Origin of the sequence: Sphingobacterium sp. MYb388, from assembly GCF_037479535.1 — a bacterium.
Classification (GTDB): Bacteria; Bacteroidota; Bacteroidia; order Sphingobacteriales; family Sphingobacteriaceae; genus Sphingobacterium; species Sphingobacterium anhuiense.
In genome coordinates, this window is sequence record NZ_JBBGYV010000009.1 from 205,395 (window position 1) to 225,323 (window position 19,929).

Consider the following 19,929-nt stretch of genomic DNA (forward strand, 5'->3'; position numbering starts at 1 on the left):
GTCTATTATTTATTACATTTGTATAGACTAGGAGTAGTATATGCAATTTAGGGATATTATTGGACATGATTTAGTTAAAACTCATCTGATCAGCACAGTTCGTGAAAACCGTGTGAGTCATGCGCAATTATTTCTTGGACCAGAAGGTTCTGGCTCACTAGCTTTAGCTTTAGCTTACGCACAATTTATTAATTGCGAAAATAAAGCCGAGTTTGATAGTTGCGGTTTATGCTCATCCTGTAGGAAATATAATAAACTTATACATCCGGATCTGCATTTTTCTTATCCTTTTATTGCGAAGCATAAGGAGGATAATGCTGCGACATTTATTGAGAATTGGCGAAAAGCATTTTTGAATAATCCGTACCTAAGTTTAGAAAATTGGCGACAACAACTTGATGCCGACAATAAGCAGGTTAACATCAATATTGCTGAAGCGCATGAAATAATCAAAAAATTAAGTTTAAAGTCTTTTGAGGCTGAATTTAAAGTTTTGATTATGTGGCTACCTGAATATTTAGAAAAAGAAGGTAACGCCTTATTAAAATTGATTGAGGAACCCCCAGAAAAAACATTGTTCCTTTTGGTGGCTGAAAATCAGAATAAAATATTAAACACGATTATTTCGAGAACACAGCTCGTTAAAATTAATAAATTGAGTCATCAAGCGATTACATCGTATTTAATAGAAAATAAAAACCTCGAAGAATCTGAAGCAAGAGATATTGCTTTTATAGCTGACGGTAACGTACAGGAAGCTATAAATATGATCGATACGCAGACAAACAACCATTTCAATTTATTGGTTAAATGGTTACGGCTTATTGTTCAGGATTCTGGTCTAAATATCATCAGCATTTGCGAGGAGGAATTGGCTAAATTAGGTCGTGAAAATCAAAAAACGTTTTTGATGTATGCTATTAATATCATGCGTCAAATTATTTTAATTAAACTCGATCTTTCAAACTTAGTATTTCTATCCGCGCATGAACTTGATTTTGTAAACAAGTTTGCTACTCATTATACCATCGAACAAATTGAAGAAACAATTAATTTGTTTGAAACAACACACTATAGTGTGGAAAGAAATGCAAATCCTAAAATATTATTTTTAGATTTATCTTTGCAATTAGTATTAATGTTTAAATACAAAACGTTTCCGAAAGGAACTCAATATATATAGAAAACTATGGGATGTGGCAGTTGCTCATCCGGCGGAGGTTGTGGAAGTACGACGACAGTGGGCGGTACTCCAGCAGGTTGCCAAAATAATGGCTCTTGCATGACTAGCGGATGTAATAAATTAGATGTATATGACTGGCTATCTGATATGGATATGCCATCCAACTATAAACCTTTTGACATTGTAGAAGTTCGATTTAAGGGATCCCGAAAGGATTTCTTTGTCAATTCAGACAATCTATATTTAGAAATAGGTGAAATGGTTGCTGTAGAACCTACTACAGGCGGATATGATATAGGACACGTTTCTCTAACTGGCGAACTCGTTCGCTTACAGTTAAAGAAAAACAATGTAAGTTTAGAGAGTGTTACCAAAAAAATCTACCGTAAACCTACTGAGGCCGATGTTGAAAAATTCAATATGGCAAAAGATCTGGAATGGGAGACGATGCATAAAGCGCGTAATTTAGCTTTAGAATTGGGACTTTCCATGAAAATTTCTGATGTAGATTATCAAGGTGATAAAACAAAGGCAACTTTCTACTATACAGCAGAAGGTCGTGTGGATTTCCGTGAGTTAATTAAAAGAATGGCGGAGTCATTCCGTATTCGAATAGAAATGCGACAGATTGGTATGAGACAAGAAGCAAGCCGCTTAGGTGGTATAGGTTCTTGTGGTCGCGAATTATGTTGTTCGACATGGTTAACAGATTTTAAAACTGTTTCAACTTCTGCAGCTAGATATCAAAATCTATCGCTTAATACGCTAAAATTAGCGGGTCAATGCGGTAAATTGAAGTGTTGCTTAAATTACGAATTGGATAGTTATATGGATGCTTTAAAGGATATTCCTAATAATGTAGACCGTATTGAAACTTTGAAAGGAAATGCATATTTGCAAAAAACCGACATTTTCAAGAAAATGATGTGGTTCTCTTATCCTGGAGCTGAGAGTTGGATTGCACTTCCTGTGGATCAGGTCAAAGAACTAATCGAGAAGAATAAACAGGGCATTAAAGTTGAAGAGTTGATCACAACTGTTGATACTGAGATCAAAGAGGAAAAAATTGTTAATTATGATTACGAGAACGTAGTCGGTCAAGATAGCTTAACCCGTCTGGACGAAAAAAACAAAAGAAAAAGAAATAATAAAGGTAGATCCAAACCTAACAATCGTGCAAAAACTGTTGCGGAACCTAATGTAAAAACGCAACCGGTAAAGCTAGAGAAACCGCAACAAAAGCAGGATAAAAATACAAAGGTTTTAAATGTAGACAAAACTACTGCTTCTGCCCAAAGTAAAGAAGGTACAGGAAGTAAGCCAAAAAGACGTTTCAATAAGAATCGAAATAATAGAAATAAAGGCAATAACACTGATCCTTCAGCTGAATAATAAGTTATTGCATTAATTGGCGAGAATAGCTATTCTCGCCAATTTTATAGACTTAAATAAGAATGAAAAACAACGCGTTTCTAATTGGCTTTATAATGATAATACTATTGGGTGCTTGCGATTCCAATACCATTATTGATAAAAATGTCAATATTAACAACAAAGAATGGCTCCATTCTGATAAACCAAGCTTTAACATACATATTTCAGATATCTCTAAAAAATATGACGTTTGGTTAAATGTTCGACACACGGCAAAATACCCTTATTCTAACCTTTTTGTTTTAGTACATGAAAAAGGTCCCAAAACTAAAGAATACAGCTATAGAAAAGCGCTCAAATTAGCAGAAGCTGATGGAAAATGGACAGGAAAAAGCGCAGGTTCTTTATATACGCAGCGTAGCCTTATTCATCAAAATTATACGTTCCCAGATACCGGTATTTACCAATTCACTTTTGAACAGAATATGCGCGACAATCCGCTTGTAGAAATAAGTGACGTTGGATTAAATATTATGAGCAAATAAAATGAATTTTCTTCGATTACTATTATTCCCTTTTGCAATACTATACGGATTTATCATCTGGATCAGAAATCGATTATTTGACCTCCAGATACTAAAATCTAAAACTTATTCCATACCGACTATCGTTGTTGGCAACCTTGCCATTGGAGGTACAGGAAAGAGTCCTATGACGGAGTTTATTATTAAAATCCTTAAAGATAAAAGATGTATCGCTACCTTGAGTCGGGGATATGGACGTAAAACCAAAGGTTTTAAATATGTTACCGTCTCTTCAACTGCTGATGAAGTAGGTGACGAACCTTTACAATTCAAAAATAAATTTTCAGATATTACAGTTGCTGTTTGTGAAGACAGATGCTTAGGGGTTGAAACATTAATGGATAATCATGATGTTATTATTCTAGATGATGCTTTTCAGCACCGTAAGCTAAAACCTACATTTTCAATACTCTTATTCGATTATCATTCTTGCCTCAATCCCATGTTTGTACTTCCCATGGGTAATTTTAGAGATCTTCCAGGAGAATCTAAACGCGCAGATCTGATTATGGTTACAAAAACTCCTGCTTCAGTTACGCTTCAAGAGAAAGCAATTATTAAAAGAAAACTAGAATGTAAAAGTGGTCTTTCAAATATTTTTTTCACTTCCATACACTACGGTGAGCTAGTATATCTGAATACAACTAGGATTGAAATGAACGCCAATACGACAGTATTATTACTTACAGGTATAGCGAACCCAAAACCTTTATTAGATTACCTTACAGGGCTTGTAAAAGGTATAGAGCATCTTGGTTTCTCTGATCACCATGCCTATACATCAAATGATATATTGACAGTCAAACAGAAGTTTAATCAGATCAAAAATCCTTTTAAATTAATTATAACTACAGAAAAGGATGCACAAAGAATCCGTACTCCTGAATACTTAGCTTTAGTAGAGAGCTTACCTATAGCTTACATTCCCATCGAAATAGCATTTGAAGATCAGGAATATCGAAATATTATTGAACAACAACTTCTATCTATCTGTGACAGAAGTGTTAATGAATCTTAAATTTTCACATCACTTAAACTTTACTAAATATCATTTGTCTTCTTATTGGCGACTAAACTAGTTGACATAAAAAATAAGTAAACTAATAAAATGATATGAAAAATTTAAAATCAAGTTTAATGGGAGCTTTTATGTTATTGGCTGTAACAGCTATGGCACAAGAGAGACAACGTAATGGTGGTCAGCAGCGATCTCCTGAAGACCAAGCTAAAAATATGGTAGAAAGATTAGATAAGCAATTAAAATTATCACAAAATCAAAAAGATTCAATCTATGTATATAGCTTGGAACTGTCCAAAAAGCAACAAGATATTTTTAAGAATACAGATGACCGTAAAGCAGCTTTCGAAAAATTGCAACCTCTTCGTTCTTCAACCGACGTAAAAATCAAATCATTTTTAAATGCTGAACAAAGTAAATCTTACGACGCATTACAAAAAGAAATGCTAGAACGTAGGCAACAAAGACAAAAATCAAACTAATTTGATTATAATTATTGACAAAAGGTTCAACTTCACGGTTGAACCTTTTTTTATTAAAAACTGATTTTCAATAACTTAAAACGTTAATTTTGTTAAAACTTTGTTAAAGTAACAGATTTGATACAATAAAAAGCAGTAGTTTTTAGTTTTAGTAGTAGAATTTAAGAATTGAATATTTACACTAAAAATAACAGTCATGAAAAAATTATTTTTAACAGGGATCGGGTTTTTATTAGCACTCAGTTTAACATTTGCCCAACAAGCTAGTCCAGAAGAAACAGCTACTCAGGTAACGACGGAATTAACGCAAAAATTAAGTTTGACAGACGAGCAGAAAACTGCCGCTTATACAATTACGCTAGATCAGGCAAAAGCTGAGGCTGCTTTACTGCAGGATACTACGGCTACTAAAGAAGTATTAACAGAACAATTTACTAAATTACAAGCTGATGCAGATGCAAAGGTTGATGCATTACTAACAGAGGATCAAAAAGAATTATTCAAAAAAGTGGTGGCAGAAAGACCTGCTAAAGTTATTCCAGAAGTAGCACCTAAGCCGGTCAAGGAAGAGCAAAAAGAAAATACAGAAGAAACAACACAATAGTATAAGAGCTTGTTCATAAACGTTATCCAATTTGGATAAAAAAAGGGATTCTAATTAGAATCCCTTTTTTGTCTTATATCTTTATGTATGGATGATATTAAGCTTTTAGCTTTTTCATAATATCATTTACATACGTTTTAAACTTCTTATCTGTCTCAATTAGATCTTCTACTGTCTGACAAGCATAAATTACCGTAGAGTGGTCGCGACCACCGAAGAATGAACCAATTGTTTTCAATGACGATTTTGTATGGTTCTTAGCCAGATACATTGAAATCTGTCTAGCTTGTACGATTTCTCTTTTACGAACTTTAGATTTAACCATTTCTACTGGAACTTCAAAATACTCACAAACGAGCTTTTGAATAAATTCCATTGAAATTTCCTTATGCGTGTTTTTAACAAAGTTCTTAAGCATTGATTTAGCTAGATTTAAATCAATCTCTTTTTTATTTAATGTTGACTGCGCTAATAAAGAAACCATAGCTCCTTCTAGTTCACGAACACTGTTGTCAATTTGATTTGCAACATATTCTACAACATTTTCTGGTAATTCAATTCCATCAGAATACATTTTCTTTTTCAAAATAGCCATTCTTGTTTCCAAATCTGGAATTTGAATATCAGCAGAAAGACCCCATTTGAAACGGCTTAATAAACGTTCTTCTAATCCTGCTAAATCTTTAGGAGCTTTATCAGATGTTAAGATTACTTGTTTTCCAGACTGATGCAAATGATTGAAAATATGGAAAAATATATCTTGTGTTTTCTCTTTACCAGCGAAGTTATGTACATCATCCATGATGATCACATCCATTGCCTGATAAAAATTCACAAAATCATTAATGGTATTATTTTTAAGTGAATCTACGAATTGTTGGCAAAATTTCTCACAAGAAACATAGATCACCAACTTATCTGGTAGATTTCTTTTGATTTCATTACCGATAGCTTGTGCTAAGTGAGTCTTTCCTAGTCCTACAGCTCCATAAATCATCAATGGGTTGAATGAGGTACCTCCAGGTTTATTTGCCACAGCAAAGCCCGCAGATCTCGCCAAACGGTTACACTCGCCTTCAATAAAATTATCAAAGGTGTAATTTTGATTTAATTGAGGATCAACCTGTAGTTTCTTTAATCCTGGTATTACAAATGGATTCTTGATATCTTTATTTAAAGATACAGGAACAGGTATAGATTGTTTCTTACCTTCTGCACCATTGCCATTGGAAGGGATATTTGTTGTATAAGGAATTGAAGCTGATGACTTCTCAACCACGATATTGTATTCCAACCTACCAAGCTCACCTAAAAACTTTTTAACAGTCTTACGAAGGATACCAACATAGTGCTCCTCCAACCATTCGTAAAAAAATAAACTAGGTACTTGAATAGTCAAAACGTCACCCTCCAAACGTACTGCTTTCACAGGCTCAAACCAGGTTTTAAAACTTTGCGCTGGTATATTGTCTTTGATGATTGCAAGACAATTATTCCAAACACTTGTACTCGTTTTTTCCATTCTAAAATTCTTAATAAGTTGATTTCCAATAAGCGACCAAAAAAATGTTGATAACTTTCTCTTAAGACGAAGATGACAAAAAAAAATCAGCTAAAAAACTAAAATTTAAAATTAATTTAAATTCATTATTAATCAACTAGTTACATTAAAAAAATCGCTTTTTTTTGCAACTAATTTTAGCCTTATTTTTTTTTATTAACATTCCAAATTTTTTGTTATTTTTTTTAAAAAAAAGTAGTTTTTGGTCTATAATTCATGCAATATTCCATCCGTATAACGTTGCAAAATAATGATCGAATCTAGTAAACTATAAAAAAGGGAACTGCTGCCGGATGAATCTTTATAAAGTTAAACAAAAAAAGAGGAATCATGATGATATGATTCCTCTTTTTTATTTTTTTTACCAAACGAATTTAGCTAACCATCGTATCCGTTTTTATACCTTTTACTAATTTTCGACATTCGGCCATTATAGCGGCACTGTCGTAGTATGCTATATTCCATTGATCTTTCTGTTCGGCATGCTCGATGATAGCATCAGGGATACCTAATCTTACAACTTTACGACTGTATTGATGATCGGCCATAAATTCTAGAACAGCAGACCCAATTCCACCCTGCAAACAGCCATCTTCAACGGTAATGATATTTTCAAATTTTTGAAAAACTTTATGTAACAATTCTTCATCCAAAGGTTTAGCAAATCTTAAATCATAGTGAGCCGGATATATTCCTTCTTCAGCTAATTGCAAAATTGCTTTACTGGCTTCGTTACCAATTGCTCCAAAAGTTAAAATGGCAACAGCTTCTCCATCCTGAATTAATCTGCCTTTTCCAATTTCAATTTCTTTAAACGGTTTTTTCCAATCGACCATCACGCCGTTACCTCTTGGATAGCGAATTACAAAAGGACCTTTATTTTCTAATTGAGCAGTATACATCAAATTGCGTAACTCCTCTTCATTCATTGGAGCGGAAACCGTCATATTTGGTATACAGCGCATAAAAGCAATATCGTAAGCACCGTGATGTGTCGGACCATCCGCTCCTACTACACCGGCACGGTCCAGACAAAATACTACATTAAGATTCTGTAAGGCTACATCATGAATGACTTGGTCAAACGCACGCTGCATGAATGAGGAATAAATATTACAGAAAGGCATTAGCCCTTGGGTTGCTAGACCCGCACTGAATGTAACAGCATGTTGTTCTGCTATTCCTACATCAAATGATCGTTCTGGAAAAGCTTTCATCATAATATTCATCGATGATCCAGAAGGCATAGCAGGTGTAATACCCACTATTTTATCATTCTTCTCCGCAAGTTCTACCAATGTATTTCCAAAGACATCTTGATATTTCGGTGCTGTCGGTTTATCATTGACAGATTTTTTTATCTCGCCTGTTATTTTGTCAAATAAACCTGGGGCATGCCATTTGGTTTGATCTTTTTCTGCTAATGCATATCCCTTACCTTTAACAGTTACGCAATGTAACAACTTTGGCCCCGGGATATGGCGCAAATCTTCCAGTGTCTTTGCTAATTTTTTGACATCATGTCCATCAACAGGTCCAAAGTATCTGAAATTTAAAGATTCAAATAAATTAGCATTCTTGAGCAATGTCCCTTTTATGCTTTTTTCCAGCTTTTTAACAGCTCCTAAAGCATTCGGTCCCATCTCTGATATCTTGGATAAGACAGATGCAATATCGTCTCTGAAACGATTATATCGTTTTGAAGTTGTGATACTGGTTAAATACTCTTTTAATGCTCCTACATTAGGATCAATGGACATACAGTTATCATTGAGAATAACCAAAAGATTTGATTTCTCTATACCTGCATGATTCAAAGCTTCAAATGCCATACCTCCTGTCATAGCACCATCGCCAATAATCGCAATATGCTGACGATCTTTTTCTCCTTTGATCTGAGAAGCAACCGCCATACCTAATGCGGCAGAGATTGATGTTGACGAATGTCCTACTCCAAAAGCATCATAGATGGACTCTCCTCGTTTTGGAAAACCGGAAATACCATCGACAATTCTATTCGTATGAAAAGAATCTCTACGTCCTGTTAATATCTTATGCCCATAGGCCTGATGACCTACATCCCATATTAATTGATCATAGGGAGTATTCATGACATAATGTAATGCCACAGTCAATTCAACTACTCCCAAACTAGCTGCAAAGTGACCACCATTAACCGAAACTAAATCAATGATATATTGACGTAATTCCTGGCTGACTTGTTCCAGTTGGTCATCCTTGAGTTTTTTCAGATCAGAGGGATCATTGATTTTACTTAATAATTCTCCAGCATCAAACTGCATAGTATTGCTAATTACTTTAAAATATTGATACAAAATAACAACTAATTTATCACAACTTTCGTATTTATCATACTTTTTGTATTAGAAAATGAACAGTTGCAGAAGCTTTTAGTTTTAATAGTTTGAAATAAAAATGTTTGTATTATTATGTAAATTTGCTCTTGATATGCAAGTAGAAGAAGGATACGAAATAAAGTTACCCCAGTTTGAAGGCCCATTTGACCTTCTCTTATTTTTTATTGAAAGGGATGAATTAAATATTCATGAGATACCAATCTCAAAAATAACCGACGATTTCCTGTCATATGTCAACAAATTACAGGCATTAGACATGGAGATGGCCAGTGAATTTATTTTTGTGGCTTCGACCCTGATGCGTATAAAAGCTAAGATGCTTCTCCCACGCCCGGAATTGGATGATGATGAAAATGAAATCGATCCTAAAGAAGATTTAATCCAAAAATTAATTTTATACAAGCAGTTTAAGGATACCTGTGAGGATTTAAAATTATTGGAAGATGAGCGGCTTAAACTTTATAAACGGGGTAATATCAATTACGATATTAAACTTGCTAGGCCGGAGTCAAATACAGGCGAAGAATTAAACAGTTTTGATCTGTATAAATTGATGATGGTATACGAACGTGTCATGTTTCAATATGCTAATAGACCTGCGGAAGTAAAACATACTGTTATAAAACATCCTTATAGTATAGATCAACAAAAAAAGGCAATTGCAGATTTGATAGAAATAAATAGGCAACTCGATTTTCAATATATTCTAAAAAACTCTGAAAATAAGGTACAGTTCGTTTACAATTTCCTCGCGATCCTTGAAATGCTTCAACAAAAATTATTGCAAATAGAAATAGGTTTCGGCTATAACGAATTCAGTATCCGAAAAAGACGTGCAGATGAATTCGATCACATCGATATTGAAGAAGAATTAGCATCATAAATAGAAGAGGCGATAATCTGGATTATCGCCTCTTCTATTTATAGTATACAATACCCTTAGTCTTTAAATGCATTCCAACCTTGCGCCGTTATTGGATAGACCTTTCCAGATTTAGAAATCATTTGACATCCTTCACTTGCTTGTGTAATATGCCCAATAACAGTAATATCCATCGATCCTTTTATCTTATCATAATCAGCTTGTGGAATCGTGAACAATAATTCATAATCTTCTCCTCCATTCAACGCACAAACGGTTGGATCTATTCCAAATTCACGAGCTGTCTCATAAGTCATCGAATCCAGCGGTATTTTATCTTCGTAAAGTTTACAACCTTTATCAGATGCCTCACAAATATGTATAATCTCTGATGCCAATCCATCTGATACATCAATCATTGCATTCGGCTTAATACCGATTTTTGCTAATAATTCAACAATATCTCTTCTAGCCTCTGGTTTTAGCTGGCGCTCTACGATATAATCCTTACCTTCTAGATCTGGTTGTATATTCTGGTTCTCCAAGAAGATATTTTTCTCACGCTCTAGTAATTGTAGCCCAACATAAGCAGCGCCCAAATCGCCTGAAACACATAACAAGTCGCCTTCCTGTGCACCTGATCGATAGGCAATCTGATCTTCATCAGCAAAACCGATACTCGTTACCGAAATAACCAATCCTTGAACTGAAGCTGACGTATCCCCGCCAATAAGGTCCACATTATACTTTTTACAAGCAATCAGTGCACCTTGATAGATTTCTTCAACTGCTTCTAATGGAAATTTTGAGGATAACCCTATTGAGAATGTAATTTGCGATGCTGTTCCATTCATGGCATAGATATCACTCAAATTCACCTGTACAGCTTTATAGCCTAAATGTTTCAAAGGAACATAACGCAGATCAAAGTGGATACCCTCCAACAGAAGATCTGTTGAAATTAAAGTTTTCTTATTTGAAAAATCTAAAACAGCGGCATCGTCCCCGATACCTTTAAGGGTACTGGGTTCATTAATCTCGACAGCCTTCGTTAAATATGAAATTAAACCAAATTCACCCAACTCTCCTAAATTTGTTCTTTCTGTATTATCAAATTCTAACATATCTGTCTTTGTTTTATATTTTATAATCCTAATTGTGCGGATATTTCCAACATACGTTCAATAGGTCGTTGCGCACGGGCAATCATCGAATCATCTAGTGTTATTTCCGGACTTTCATACTTTAAGCAATTATAAAGCTTCTCCAACGTATTTAATTTCATATGTGGACAATCATTACACGCACAAGCATTATTTGGAGGCGCAGGAATGAAAGTTTTACCTGGACTAGCCTTTTGCATCTGATGGATAATTCCCGACTCTGTAGCGACTATATATGTGGTCGCAGGATCATTGATTGTAAACTTCAGCATTCCAGAGGTAGAACCTACATAATCTGCACTTGCTAAGATATGATCTTCACACTCCGGATGAGCAATGAATTTTGCATCGGGATGTTCAGCTCTTAAACGATCTATTTTATCCTGAGAAAAAATCTCATGCACCATACATGCACCATTCCATAAAACAAGATCTCTTCCTGTCTTCTTCTTTACATAGGCCCCAAGATTACGATCTGGTCCAAAAATGATCTTTTGATCTTTCGGTAGACTCTCCACAATCTCAACTGCATTACTAGAAGTACAGACAATATCAGATAGCGCTTTCAATTCTGCAGTACAGTTTACATACGTGATGACCAGATGATCGGGATACTGCTCCTTAAACTTAGCAAATAGATGAGGTGGACATGAATCCGACAATGAACAGCCTGCTTTGGCATCTGGAAGTAAAACTTTTTTTGATGGTGAAAGTATCTTTGCTGTTTCAGCCATAAAGTGCACTCCAGCGAAAACAATCACATCAGCATCGGTCTTTGCTGCTTCCTGAGATAAACCTAAACTATCACCAATATAGTCAGCTATATCTTGTATTTCCGCTTCTTGATAGTAATGTGCTAAAATGACGGCGTTTTTCTCTTCCTTAAGACGTTTGATCTCTTGTATCAAATCTAAGCTAGGATCTATAGGAGCATCAATATAGCCCTTAGCTTCAATATCGTAATTTACTAAATCCATTAATTCTTCTTCTTAATTTGATTTACGTTACAAAATTAAGAATAGTTCTTCAATAAATCTTTCAAATAGAAAATGATGTTTATAATTCCAACCGTAACTAACTGATAGTTACAAATAGTATATTAATATTCAGCTAATTAACACACTTATCAACATCTCAATAAAGCGTATTTTTACTATGTGTTAATAACAGGTGAAATTAAGGCTAAAATAACAATGTAAATACTTGTCATAAAGATAATTAACACACTTATCAACATTTCTTAAAAGGTGAATTTTAAGACTACAAAAACCTATCTAAATAGCACTGTATAGCAATATGAGATTTAAATATTCAATATAGTTGTCCACATAAATATAAATATCGAATTGTAAAGGCCTCAAAATTCAAATTAAAGGCTCTTAGAATCGAATATTTGGAATTTCACTTCTAAAATTATCAAATATCGCAGTATTGATCACAATATAGAATGGTGAGAATATCAAAGAATTTTAATGAAATGCTATAAATTAAAAAATCAAAGATGATTTTAATGCAAATCAATAGGACAAAGCTAAACTATTTTGAAGCTATACAAATAAATTACAGCAAAATTTATTCACAAAGTTTTCAAATATTTAAATGTAAGGGACTTAATTTTTAATATAAACGCTTGAGAAAACCTATACATCAACAGAAAAATTTTAAAAAAACAAATATTGCAAGTAAAACGCTTTTAAATACAAAAGATAAGATTCGAAAAAAAAAAATTACTGAAAAGTGGAAGCGGCTATGATCATCGGCCATTACGATCTGAAGATGATATAAAAATATTTGACTGCTAATTTTTTAAAAAAAATAAAGCGACCATAGATAGAATTTTTTGAAAATAAAATTCTGATGAAGTAAATAAGAGATCCTCAAGGCGCCTAAAATCAAATTAAAGGCTTTGAAATTACAATGTAGAATAATTCATTTTTTATAAAAAAGTATATTCAATTCTAAGCGGGCTTATTTATAAAATAAACCACTTTAAAAGCTCAAATTTTTACAAAATCCAAAAAATTTTATAAAAATTCAAAGCTAAACGACTTTAATCGTAATAACATTTTCAAAAAAAAATTGAAAAATTTATTTTTTCAATTTCAAATTTCAAAAATATGATTTTTAAGAAGATGGTATTTAAGATCGGCAGGAGAGATTTCAATTAAAAATTTTGAAAATGCTGTATACACAATTACAAAAAAGACTGACCAAAGGGATCTCAGTGTAAAATGACCTAAAATTTTTCGTTTTAAATCTAGACCAATTTATAAAAAAACAAATTTCAGGTATTTAAGATTCAATATTTAGAATAATAAAAAAATAAAATCAAAATATTGAAATCTAAAGCCACTAAAATAGCCGATTAAGCTGTTTAACAGTTCATTATTTAGATTTTTAAATTAAAAAATAAGATTTATCGCATTCTAAAGGGGTTTAAAAATATTTTCAAAAGAAATAAAGCCCTTGAGAATTGAATATTTGATTTCAGTTTCAATACCTAATCAATAATCAAATTCTCAAAGACTCAAATTCAACTTGACAAAACTAAACAAAGAAAATCAAACGTATTCCACATTCTTTTTTTTTAATAAATAATAATCTTTTTTATATAAAAAGGTCTTATTGTTTATTAGTGTGTGGAAAATGGGGATAAAAGTGTGATTTTTTATTTTGATATGAAGATTTTATAAAGTTATTAACAATTTATTCACATTAATTTCATTTTAAAGGCCTGATTTTTAATTATCTGATTTTTCCTTGATTTTGTTTTCAATAAAAAAATGTGAATTTTTTTGATGTTAATTTATGTTGATAAACGAGCAGTTTTGTGCTAATAACTTTTAAGAATTTTGTGAGAAATAGGAGATATCAACAAAAAAAAAAAAGTTATCATTTTTATTTAACCTTTTATTTACACGTTTTCCACATTTTTTGTTAATTTGAATAGTCAAAATGTGCTGGTCACATGTAATATTATTTTATGTCAGAAAAAAAGGTAGATTTCCTTGTAATTGGGTCTGGAATAGCGGGATTAAGCTTTGCTTTAAAAGCTGCTGATCATGGTAAAGTATTGATTGTCACAAAATCTAACGAAGATGAATCTAATACAAAATACGCACAAGGAGGAGTGGCCGCAGTTGTGGATAAGTCTGATAGCTTTGAGCAGCATATAATTGATACTCAGATTGCTGGGGATGGTTTATGCGATGTGAATATTGTGGAAAACGTAGTTCGGGAAGCTCCAGAACGTATTAACGAATTGATTTCATATGGAACTTCATTTGATAAATCGGACAGCGGATTTTATGATCTTGCGAAGGAGGGAGGTCATTCTGCCAATCGTATCTTGCATTATAAAGATATCACGGGGTATGAGATTGAAAGGTCTCTTTTGCAGAAAATACACGAGCATCCAAATATCGAAATGTTGACGCATTATTTCGCTATAGATTTAATAACACAGCACCATTTAGGTGAATTTGTCGATAAGCAAAGGAGCGATATTAAGTGTTTTGGCATCTATGCATTCAATACAAATACGCATCAGGTTGATAAGATTTTGAGCAAAACTACGGTGATGGCTTCTGGTGGTGCTGGCCATATATATGCAAGTACAACCAATCCAACTATTGCCACAGGTGACGGAATTGCCATGGTTTACCGTGCAAAAGGTAAGGTGCGAAATATGGAATTTATGCAATTTCATCCTACTGCTTTGTATAATCCGAGTGACTCACCAGCGTTTTTGGTTTCGGAAGCTGTGCGTGGTTTTGGCGGTATTCTAAGACGTATTAATGGGGATGATTTCATGGCTGAATACGATGAACGAGCTTCATTGGCACCTCGGGATATTGTGGCTCGAGCAATCGATGCCGAGATGAAAAAGTCAGGAATTGATTATGTTTATTTAGATATAACCCACCGTGAGAAGGAGGATATTATTAAACATTTTCCAAATATTTACGAGAAATGCTTGTCTATTGGACTCGACATGAGTAAGGATTTTATTCCTGTTACACCAGCTGCGCACTACTTATGCGGGGGTATCTATGTTGATGATTTTGGACGTAGCAGTATTCAAAATTTATATGCTTGTGGCGAATGTTCATCGACAGGTTTACATGGCGCAAATCGCCTAGCTTCCAACTCCCTGTTAGAAGCATTGGTATATGCGCATCGTATTTACCTGGATGCTACAAAAGTGATTTCTACAGCCGATTATGCAGTAGGAGTGCCAGAATGGGATGATTCAAAAGCAAAGCTTTCCAATGAAGATATTTTGGTTACCCATAATCTGCGAGAGTGTCAAAAAGTGATGAGTGATTATGTTGGCATTGTACGTTCAGATTTTAGATTAGAACGAGCACTCAATCGATTGCATTTATTGTATGGGGAGACTGAAGACTTTTATAGGCATACTAAATTGTCAGTTAAACTATGTGAGCTTAGAAATGTGATACAGGTGGCTTTCATTGTGACAAAATCTGCTTTGTTAAGAAAAGAAAGTAGGGGACTGCATTTTACAACAGATTATCCGCAACATGCTGATACTTTAACAGATACTTTATTTTAGAACAATTATGGCCTTCATATTACCAGTAAAGGGTATTAGCCCTAAATTTAAAGATAACTGCTTTATAGCGCCTAATTGTACTATTGTAGGTGATGTTGAGCTGGGAGAGCATTGTTCAGTTTGGTTTAATGCTGTCGTAAGAGGAGATGTAAATTATATCCGTATCGGTAATTATACCAATATTCAGGATGGGGTTGTTATTCATTGTACGTATCAAAAGGCTGGTACAACGATCGGTAACTATGTGAACATCGGCCATCAGGCGATGGTACATGGTTGTGTTGTACATGATTATGTGCTGATAGGTATGGGGGCCATTGTTATGGATAATGCTGTGCTAGAAAGCCATGTTATTATTGCAGCAGGAGCTGTTGTTTTGGAAAATACAGTATGTGAATCGGGGTATTTATATGCTGGAGTGCCGGCTAAAAAAATAAAAGCGATAACTGATGAACAAAAGTTATTGTTACAGCAGTTACCGCATAATTATGTGCTTTATAGTTCCTGGTTTGATTAATTCAAGTCGTTCAGTTCCTGTAAACTGAACGATTCATTTTGCTCCCAGTTAGCACGTATTGTAAAGGTTTTGTTTAAATATACTAGGGGTTCTGGTTGCGTTGATTTATAAACTTCTCCAGGATCCCAAATGCCATTCTTGTTATCGTCGCGTATTATTCTGATGGAATATTTACCACCGGGGAACTCTTTATAAGCTACTTTCCCGATTGAATTATTGAGAATATCTCTTCGGAATACTTTTTCTTTTTTCTCATCAATAAGTTCTACGATGTACTGTCTTGCACTGTCAATGGCAGTAAAAGTAAACGTTATATCGCCGTAATTATCACTATCATCATAAGCGAGTGTCAGCTTTTTCTCTTTATTTTTTTCACCGAAATAGCCTTGCATTGCGCCTTCTTCAAGAATAATTTCATAGTTTTTTTGCTTTCTCCAATTGTATCTTAAGTGATAAAGATTGGCAACATTAGTATCCAATTGGAGTTGAAAATTTGTTTTAGCAATGCTATCTTCTATCAATTTTACTTTGCTTTTATCTATTAATTTTATAGGTGTTAAAGATGATATTGTTAGATGTTTTACGCGGTCAACTTTACCTGTAGATGGAGAAGTTGTTGGAACAATTGATCTATCTAATTTCAGATTCGATTTCTTTACCAATATGGTATCAAGTACTGTATTGTTTTCTGATAAGACAAATTTTAAAGAATCTCTTTCCAGGTTATTAATAAAAATTAACGCTGAATCCTGTGCTTCCGAGTACTTAACAATTTTTGATTTATCATTTTCATCATCATTTAGTAGCACTAAGTTTGGCTTTTTAATACCCCTATTGAAAACTAAATGTATTCGTCCTGTGTTTTCAATTTTCTTGTCAACTACTCTAAATTTAAGTGGTGTACCTTTTGATATTTGAAGATTAATATTCGTTAGGTCTTTGTCCAATACAATGGAGTCTTTTAAGAAACCGATTAGTTCATCTGCGCCGTTATAGATACGGTCATTATTTGTTTCCTTTAGTGCATAAATGCGATAGGTATTAGCTCTTAGATTACTTATTTTAAAATTGCCAATTGTATCTGTTTGCGCAAAAATATTGGCTTTCTTTTTGCCAAATATAGAATCCTGACTGACTGGAATTAGTAATACCCGGACTTCCTTTTCTTTCTCCTTTGTCAAAGCGTTGGTTACATTTCCTGATATTGATAATGAATCAATCTGATCTCCTGTTGCAAATACATAACTGTAATTGATGATTGGATTACTCGCATTATAATCAACGAGACCCTTTCCAAAATTGATGGTATAGGTTGTATTCTGTTCTAAAGAATCTGGTAAGGTAATTTCGAGTACTTTCTTTTTAATTTTAAATTGTGGTGGCTTATCCATATCAGGAGAAACACTGATTTCCTTTTGCTGATTATTGAGTTTAATATACTCATCTAATGTGATGCTAATTTTTTTCTCTTTGAAATTTTTTGAGAAATTCTTAGGAAACTCATTGAGTACAACCGGTGCAATTGAATCTTTCGGTCCACCTGTTGGCTGCTTTATGCTTGCACATTGCACAGTTAATAAAATCAGAGAAGAAAACAAGCTTAAAAGCACTAACCTTGTGATTAGTGTGCTTTTAATGCTTTTTAAGCTTGTTTTATTTTTTTTTGAATGTTGACTCATAAATGAAATAATAATACTTTATATCGCTTTATTTTGCATTGATAATATTTATTATACAAGTAACTGTAAATCAGATTATTATGACATATGTACCATTAAAACACTGATATCGGATGGTGATACACCTGATATTCTGGATGCCTGGCCCAATGTTCTAGGTTTTACCTGAGCTAGTTTTTGTCTTGCTTCTATCGACAACGAAACTAAGGAAGAATAATCAAAATCTGGATTGATTTCTCTATCTTCCATTTTTTTCATTCTGTTTACGATTTCCATTTCTTTCTCGAAGTAGCTTTCATATTTGACTTTGATTTCCGCCTGCTCTATTGTCTCTTTGTCAAACTGGTTTAAATAGGATCCAAAATCTGAATCACCTTTCGCGAGGTCATAGATATTGATTTGTGGTCTTCCTAGTAAATTAACCAATTTTGTTTTTTGTGAAATCAAGCTTGATCCAACTTCGTCTAAGATAGGATTCATCTTATCTACTGTTGTTGAATTTTGTTTAAGATACTGAATAATATGATCTGAATTTTTAATTTTCTCATTTACTTTATTCAGTCGCTCATCTCCTACTAATCCTAATTTATGGGCAATCGGTGTTAATCTGATATCTGCATTATCTTGTCTTAGCAGTAAGCGGTGTTCTGCTCTGGAAGTAAACATGCGGTATGGCTCATCAGTTCCTTTTGTTACTAAGTCATCAATTAGTACGCCTATATAAGATTCAGATCTTTTTAAGATTAGTTCTTTATCATCATTAATGCGTTGATGTGCGTTGATACCTGCAATGAATCCTTGCGCTGCTGCTTCTTCATAACCTGTAGTACCATTAATCTGTCCTGCAAAAAAGAGATGCTTTACAATGAGTGTTTCCAAAGTTAGATCAAGTTGCATAGGTGGAAAGAAATCATATTCTATAGCATAACCTGGTCTGTACATTCTTGCATTTTCAAAACCTGGGATCAATTGTAAAGCTTTTTGTTGCACGTCTTCCGGTAAAGAAGTGGAGAAGCCATTAACATAAATTTCATTGGTAGTCCATCCTTCTGGTTCTACAAAAATCTGATGTCTTTCACGTTCTGCAAAGCGATTGATTTTGTCTTCTATCGAAGGACAGTAACGTGGGCCGAGACCTTTAATTCTACCTGTGAACATAGGCGATCTTTCAAAACCTGTTTTCAACATTTCATGTACCTTATCATTGGTATATGTGATCCAGCAACAGCGTTGCTCTGTCGGTAATGGAGTATCTGTATAAGAGAACCGACCTCGATTATCGTCGCCCCATTGCTCTTCCATCAAGGCATAATTTAAGCTTCTTCCATCGATTCGCGGAGGTGTTCCGGTTTTCATTCTACCGGACTCGAAGCCTAGTGATACAAGTTGTTCTGTTAAACCTGTTGCTGCCTTCTCTCCTGTTCTCCCGCCACCGAATTTCTTTTCGCCAATGTGAATGACTCCATTTAGAAAAGTTCCATTTGTTAGGACTACTGCGTCTGCTTCTATTTCTATTCCTAAAGAAGTGATGACACCGCAAGCTTTTCCATTTTTAACGATCACTTCTTTCACGGTATCTTGCCACATGTCTAATGTTGGCAGAGCTTCCAGTTGTAATCTCCATTCTTCTGCGAATCGCATACGATCATTCTGCGTTCTGGGACTCCACATGGCAGGTCCTTTCGACAGATTAAGCATTCTAAATTGAATAGTTGATTTATCTGCGATGATACCCGTATAGCCACCCATGGCATCAATCTCTCTTACGATTTGTCCTTTTGCTACTCCACCTATTGCTGGATTACAACTCATCTGTGCGATTACTCCCATATTCATTGTAATGAGAAGTACAGATGAACCTAGGTTTGCAGCTGCCGCCGCGGCTTCACAGCCGGCATGTCCTGCACCAACTACGATAACGTTATATTTTTTAAACATCTTATTTTAT

At 34.1% G+C, this 19,929-nt stretch carries 15 protein-coding genes; 9 read left to right on the top strand and 6 right to left on the bottom strand.

The features are described from left to right. Nucleotides 1-40 precede the first annotated feature (40 nt). The 6 genes from WH188_RS22610 to WH188_RS22635 all read left to right on the top strand — a co-directional run bounded on the left by WH188_RS22610 (nucleotide 41) and on the right by WH188_RS22635 (nucleotide 5,245). Entirely contained in the window at nucleotides 41-1,183 is a 1,143-nt protein-coding gene (locus WH188_RS22610; protein WP_168127986.1) for a DNA polymerase III subunit, read from the top strand. A 6-nt stretch (nucleotides 1,184-1,189) separates the two neighbouring features. Beyond that, nucleotides 1,190-2,575, top strand: a complete 1,386-nt coding sequence (locus WH188_RS22615) for a PSP1 domain-containing protein (protein WP_206368615.1) — start codon at nucleotides 1,190-1,192, stop codon at nucleotides 2,573-2,575. A 62-nt stretch (nucleotides 2,576-2,637) separates the two neighbouring features. Beyond that, complete coding sequence (locus tag WH188_RS22620; protein WP_168127987.1) at nucleotides 2,638-3,102, top strand: gliding motility lipoprotein GldH; 465 nt, start codon at nucleotides 2,638-2,640, stop codon at nucleotides 3,100-3,102. A 1-nt stretch (nucleotide 3,103) separates the two neighbouring features. Beyond that, the gene (gene lpxK / locus WH188_RS22625) at nucleotides 3,104-4,159 is read left to right on the top strand and encodes a tetraacyldisaccharide 4'-kinase (protein ID WP_168127988.1); all 1,056 of its coding nucleotides are present in this window, start codon (nucleotides 3,104-3,106) and stop codon (nucleotides 4,157-4,159) included. A gap of 95 nt (nucleotides 4,160-4,254) precedes the next feature. Further along, complete coding sequence (locus tag WH188_RS22630; RefSeq protein ID WP_031289190.1) at nucleotides 4,255-4,641, top strand: hypothetical protein; 387 nt, start codon at nucleotides 4,255-4,257, stop codon at nucleotides 4,639-4,641. A gap of 196 nt (nucleotides 4,642-4,837) precedes the next feature. Continuing rightward, nucleotides 4,838-5,245, top strand: a complete 408-nt coding sequence (locus WH188_RS22635) for a hypothetical protein (RefSeq protein ID WP_021191448.1) — start codon at nucleotides 4,838-4,840, stop codon at nucleotides 5,243-5,245. Nucleotides 5,246-5,342: 97 nt separating this feature from the next. Here WH188_RS22635 and dnaA read toward each other — a convergent pair whose 3' ends face one another. Next, nucleotides 5,343-6,767, bottom strand: coding sequence for a chromosomal replication initiator protein DnaA (dnaA, locus tag WH188_RS22640; RefSeq protein ID WP_132771747.1), 1,425 nt, complete (start codon nucleotides 6,765-6,767; stop codon nucleotides 5,343-5,345). 413 nt (nucleotides 6,768-7,180) lie between these two features. Then, nucleotides 7,181-9,109 (bottom strand): 1-deoxy-D-xylulose-5-phosphate synthase, encoded by a 1,929-nt coding sequence (dxs, locus tag WH188_RS22645; protein WP_132771748.1) that lies wholly within the window; start codon nucleotides 9,107-9,109, stop codon nucleotides 7,181-7,183. Nucleotides 9,110-9,242: 133 nt separating this feature from the next. On the opposite strand from dxs, the gene WH188_RS22650 reads away from it, so the two are divergent. Then, nucleotides 9,243-10,067 (top strand): segregation and condensation protein A, encoded by an 825-nt coding sequence (locus tag WH188_RS22650; protein ID WP_317166848.1) that lies wholly within the window; start codon nucleotides 9,243-9,245, stop codon nucleotides 10,065-10,067. 56 nt (nucleotides 10,068-10,123) lie between these two features. Here the strand turns inward: WH188_RS22650 and thiL are convergent, their stop codons facing one another. After that, nucleotides 10,124-11,170 (bottom strand): thiamine-phosphate kinase, encoded by a 1,047-nt coding sequence (gene thiL, locus WH188_RS22655; RefSeq protein ID WP_168127989.1) that lies wholly within the window; start codon nucleotides 11,168-11,170, stop codon nucleotides 10,124-10,126. A 20-nt stretch (nucleotides 11,171-11,190) separates the two neighbouring features. Further along, the gene (gene nadA / locus WH188_RS22660; RefSeq protein WP_168127990.1) at nucleotides 11,191-12,186 is read right to left on the bottom strand and encodes a quinolinate synthase NadA; all 996 of its coding nucleotides are present in this window, start codon (nucleotides 12,184-12,186) and stop codon (nucleotides 11,191-11,193) included. 2,006 nt (nucleotides 12,187-14,192) lie between these two features. Between nadA and nadB the strand changes: the two genes are divergently transcribed. Beyond that, complete coding sequence (nadB, locus tag WH188_RS22665) at nucleotides 14,193-15,785, top strand: L-aspartate oxidase (RefSeq protein ID WP_168127991.1); 1,593 nt, start codon at nucleotides 14,193-14,195, stop codon at nucleotides 15,783-15,785. Nucleotides 15,786-15,792: 7 nt separating this feature from the next. Then, a complete protein-coding gene (locus WH188_RS22670) occupies nucleotides 15,793-16,302 on the top strand; it encodes a gamma carbonic anhydrase family protein (protein ID WP_132771751.1) in 510 nt (169 codons plus the stop codon). Here the strand turns inward: WH188_RS22670 and WH188_RS22675 are convergent. Together WH188_RS22675 and mnmG are read right to left on the bottom strand one after the other, a co-directional pair. Then, entirely contained in the window at nucleotides 16,299-17,873 is a 1,575-nt protein-coding gene (locus WH188_RS22675; RefSeq protein ID WP_232789371.1) for an Ig-like domain-containing domain, read from the bottom strand. The two genes, WH188_RS22670 and WH188_RS22675, sit on opposite strands and share 4 nt — an antisense overlap. Before the next feature lie 186 nt (nucleotides 17,874-18,059). Continuing rightward, a complete protein-coding gene (gene mnmG, locus WH188_RS22680; protein WP_132771753.1) occupies nucleotides 18,060-19,919 on the bottom strand; it encodes a tRNA uridine-5-carboxymethylaminomethyl(34) synthesis enzyme MnmG in 1,860 nt (619 codons plus the stop codon). Nucleotides 19,920-19,929: the final 10 nt, after the last annotated feature.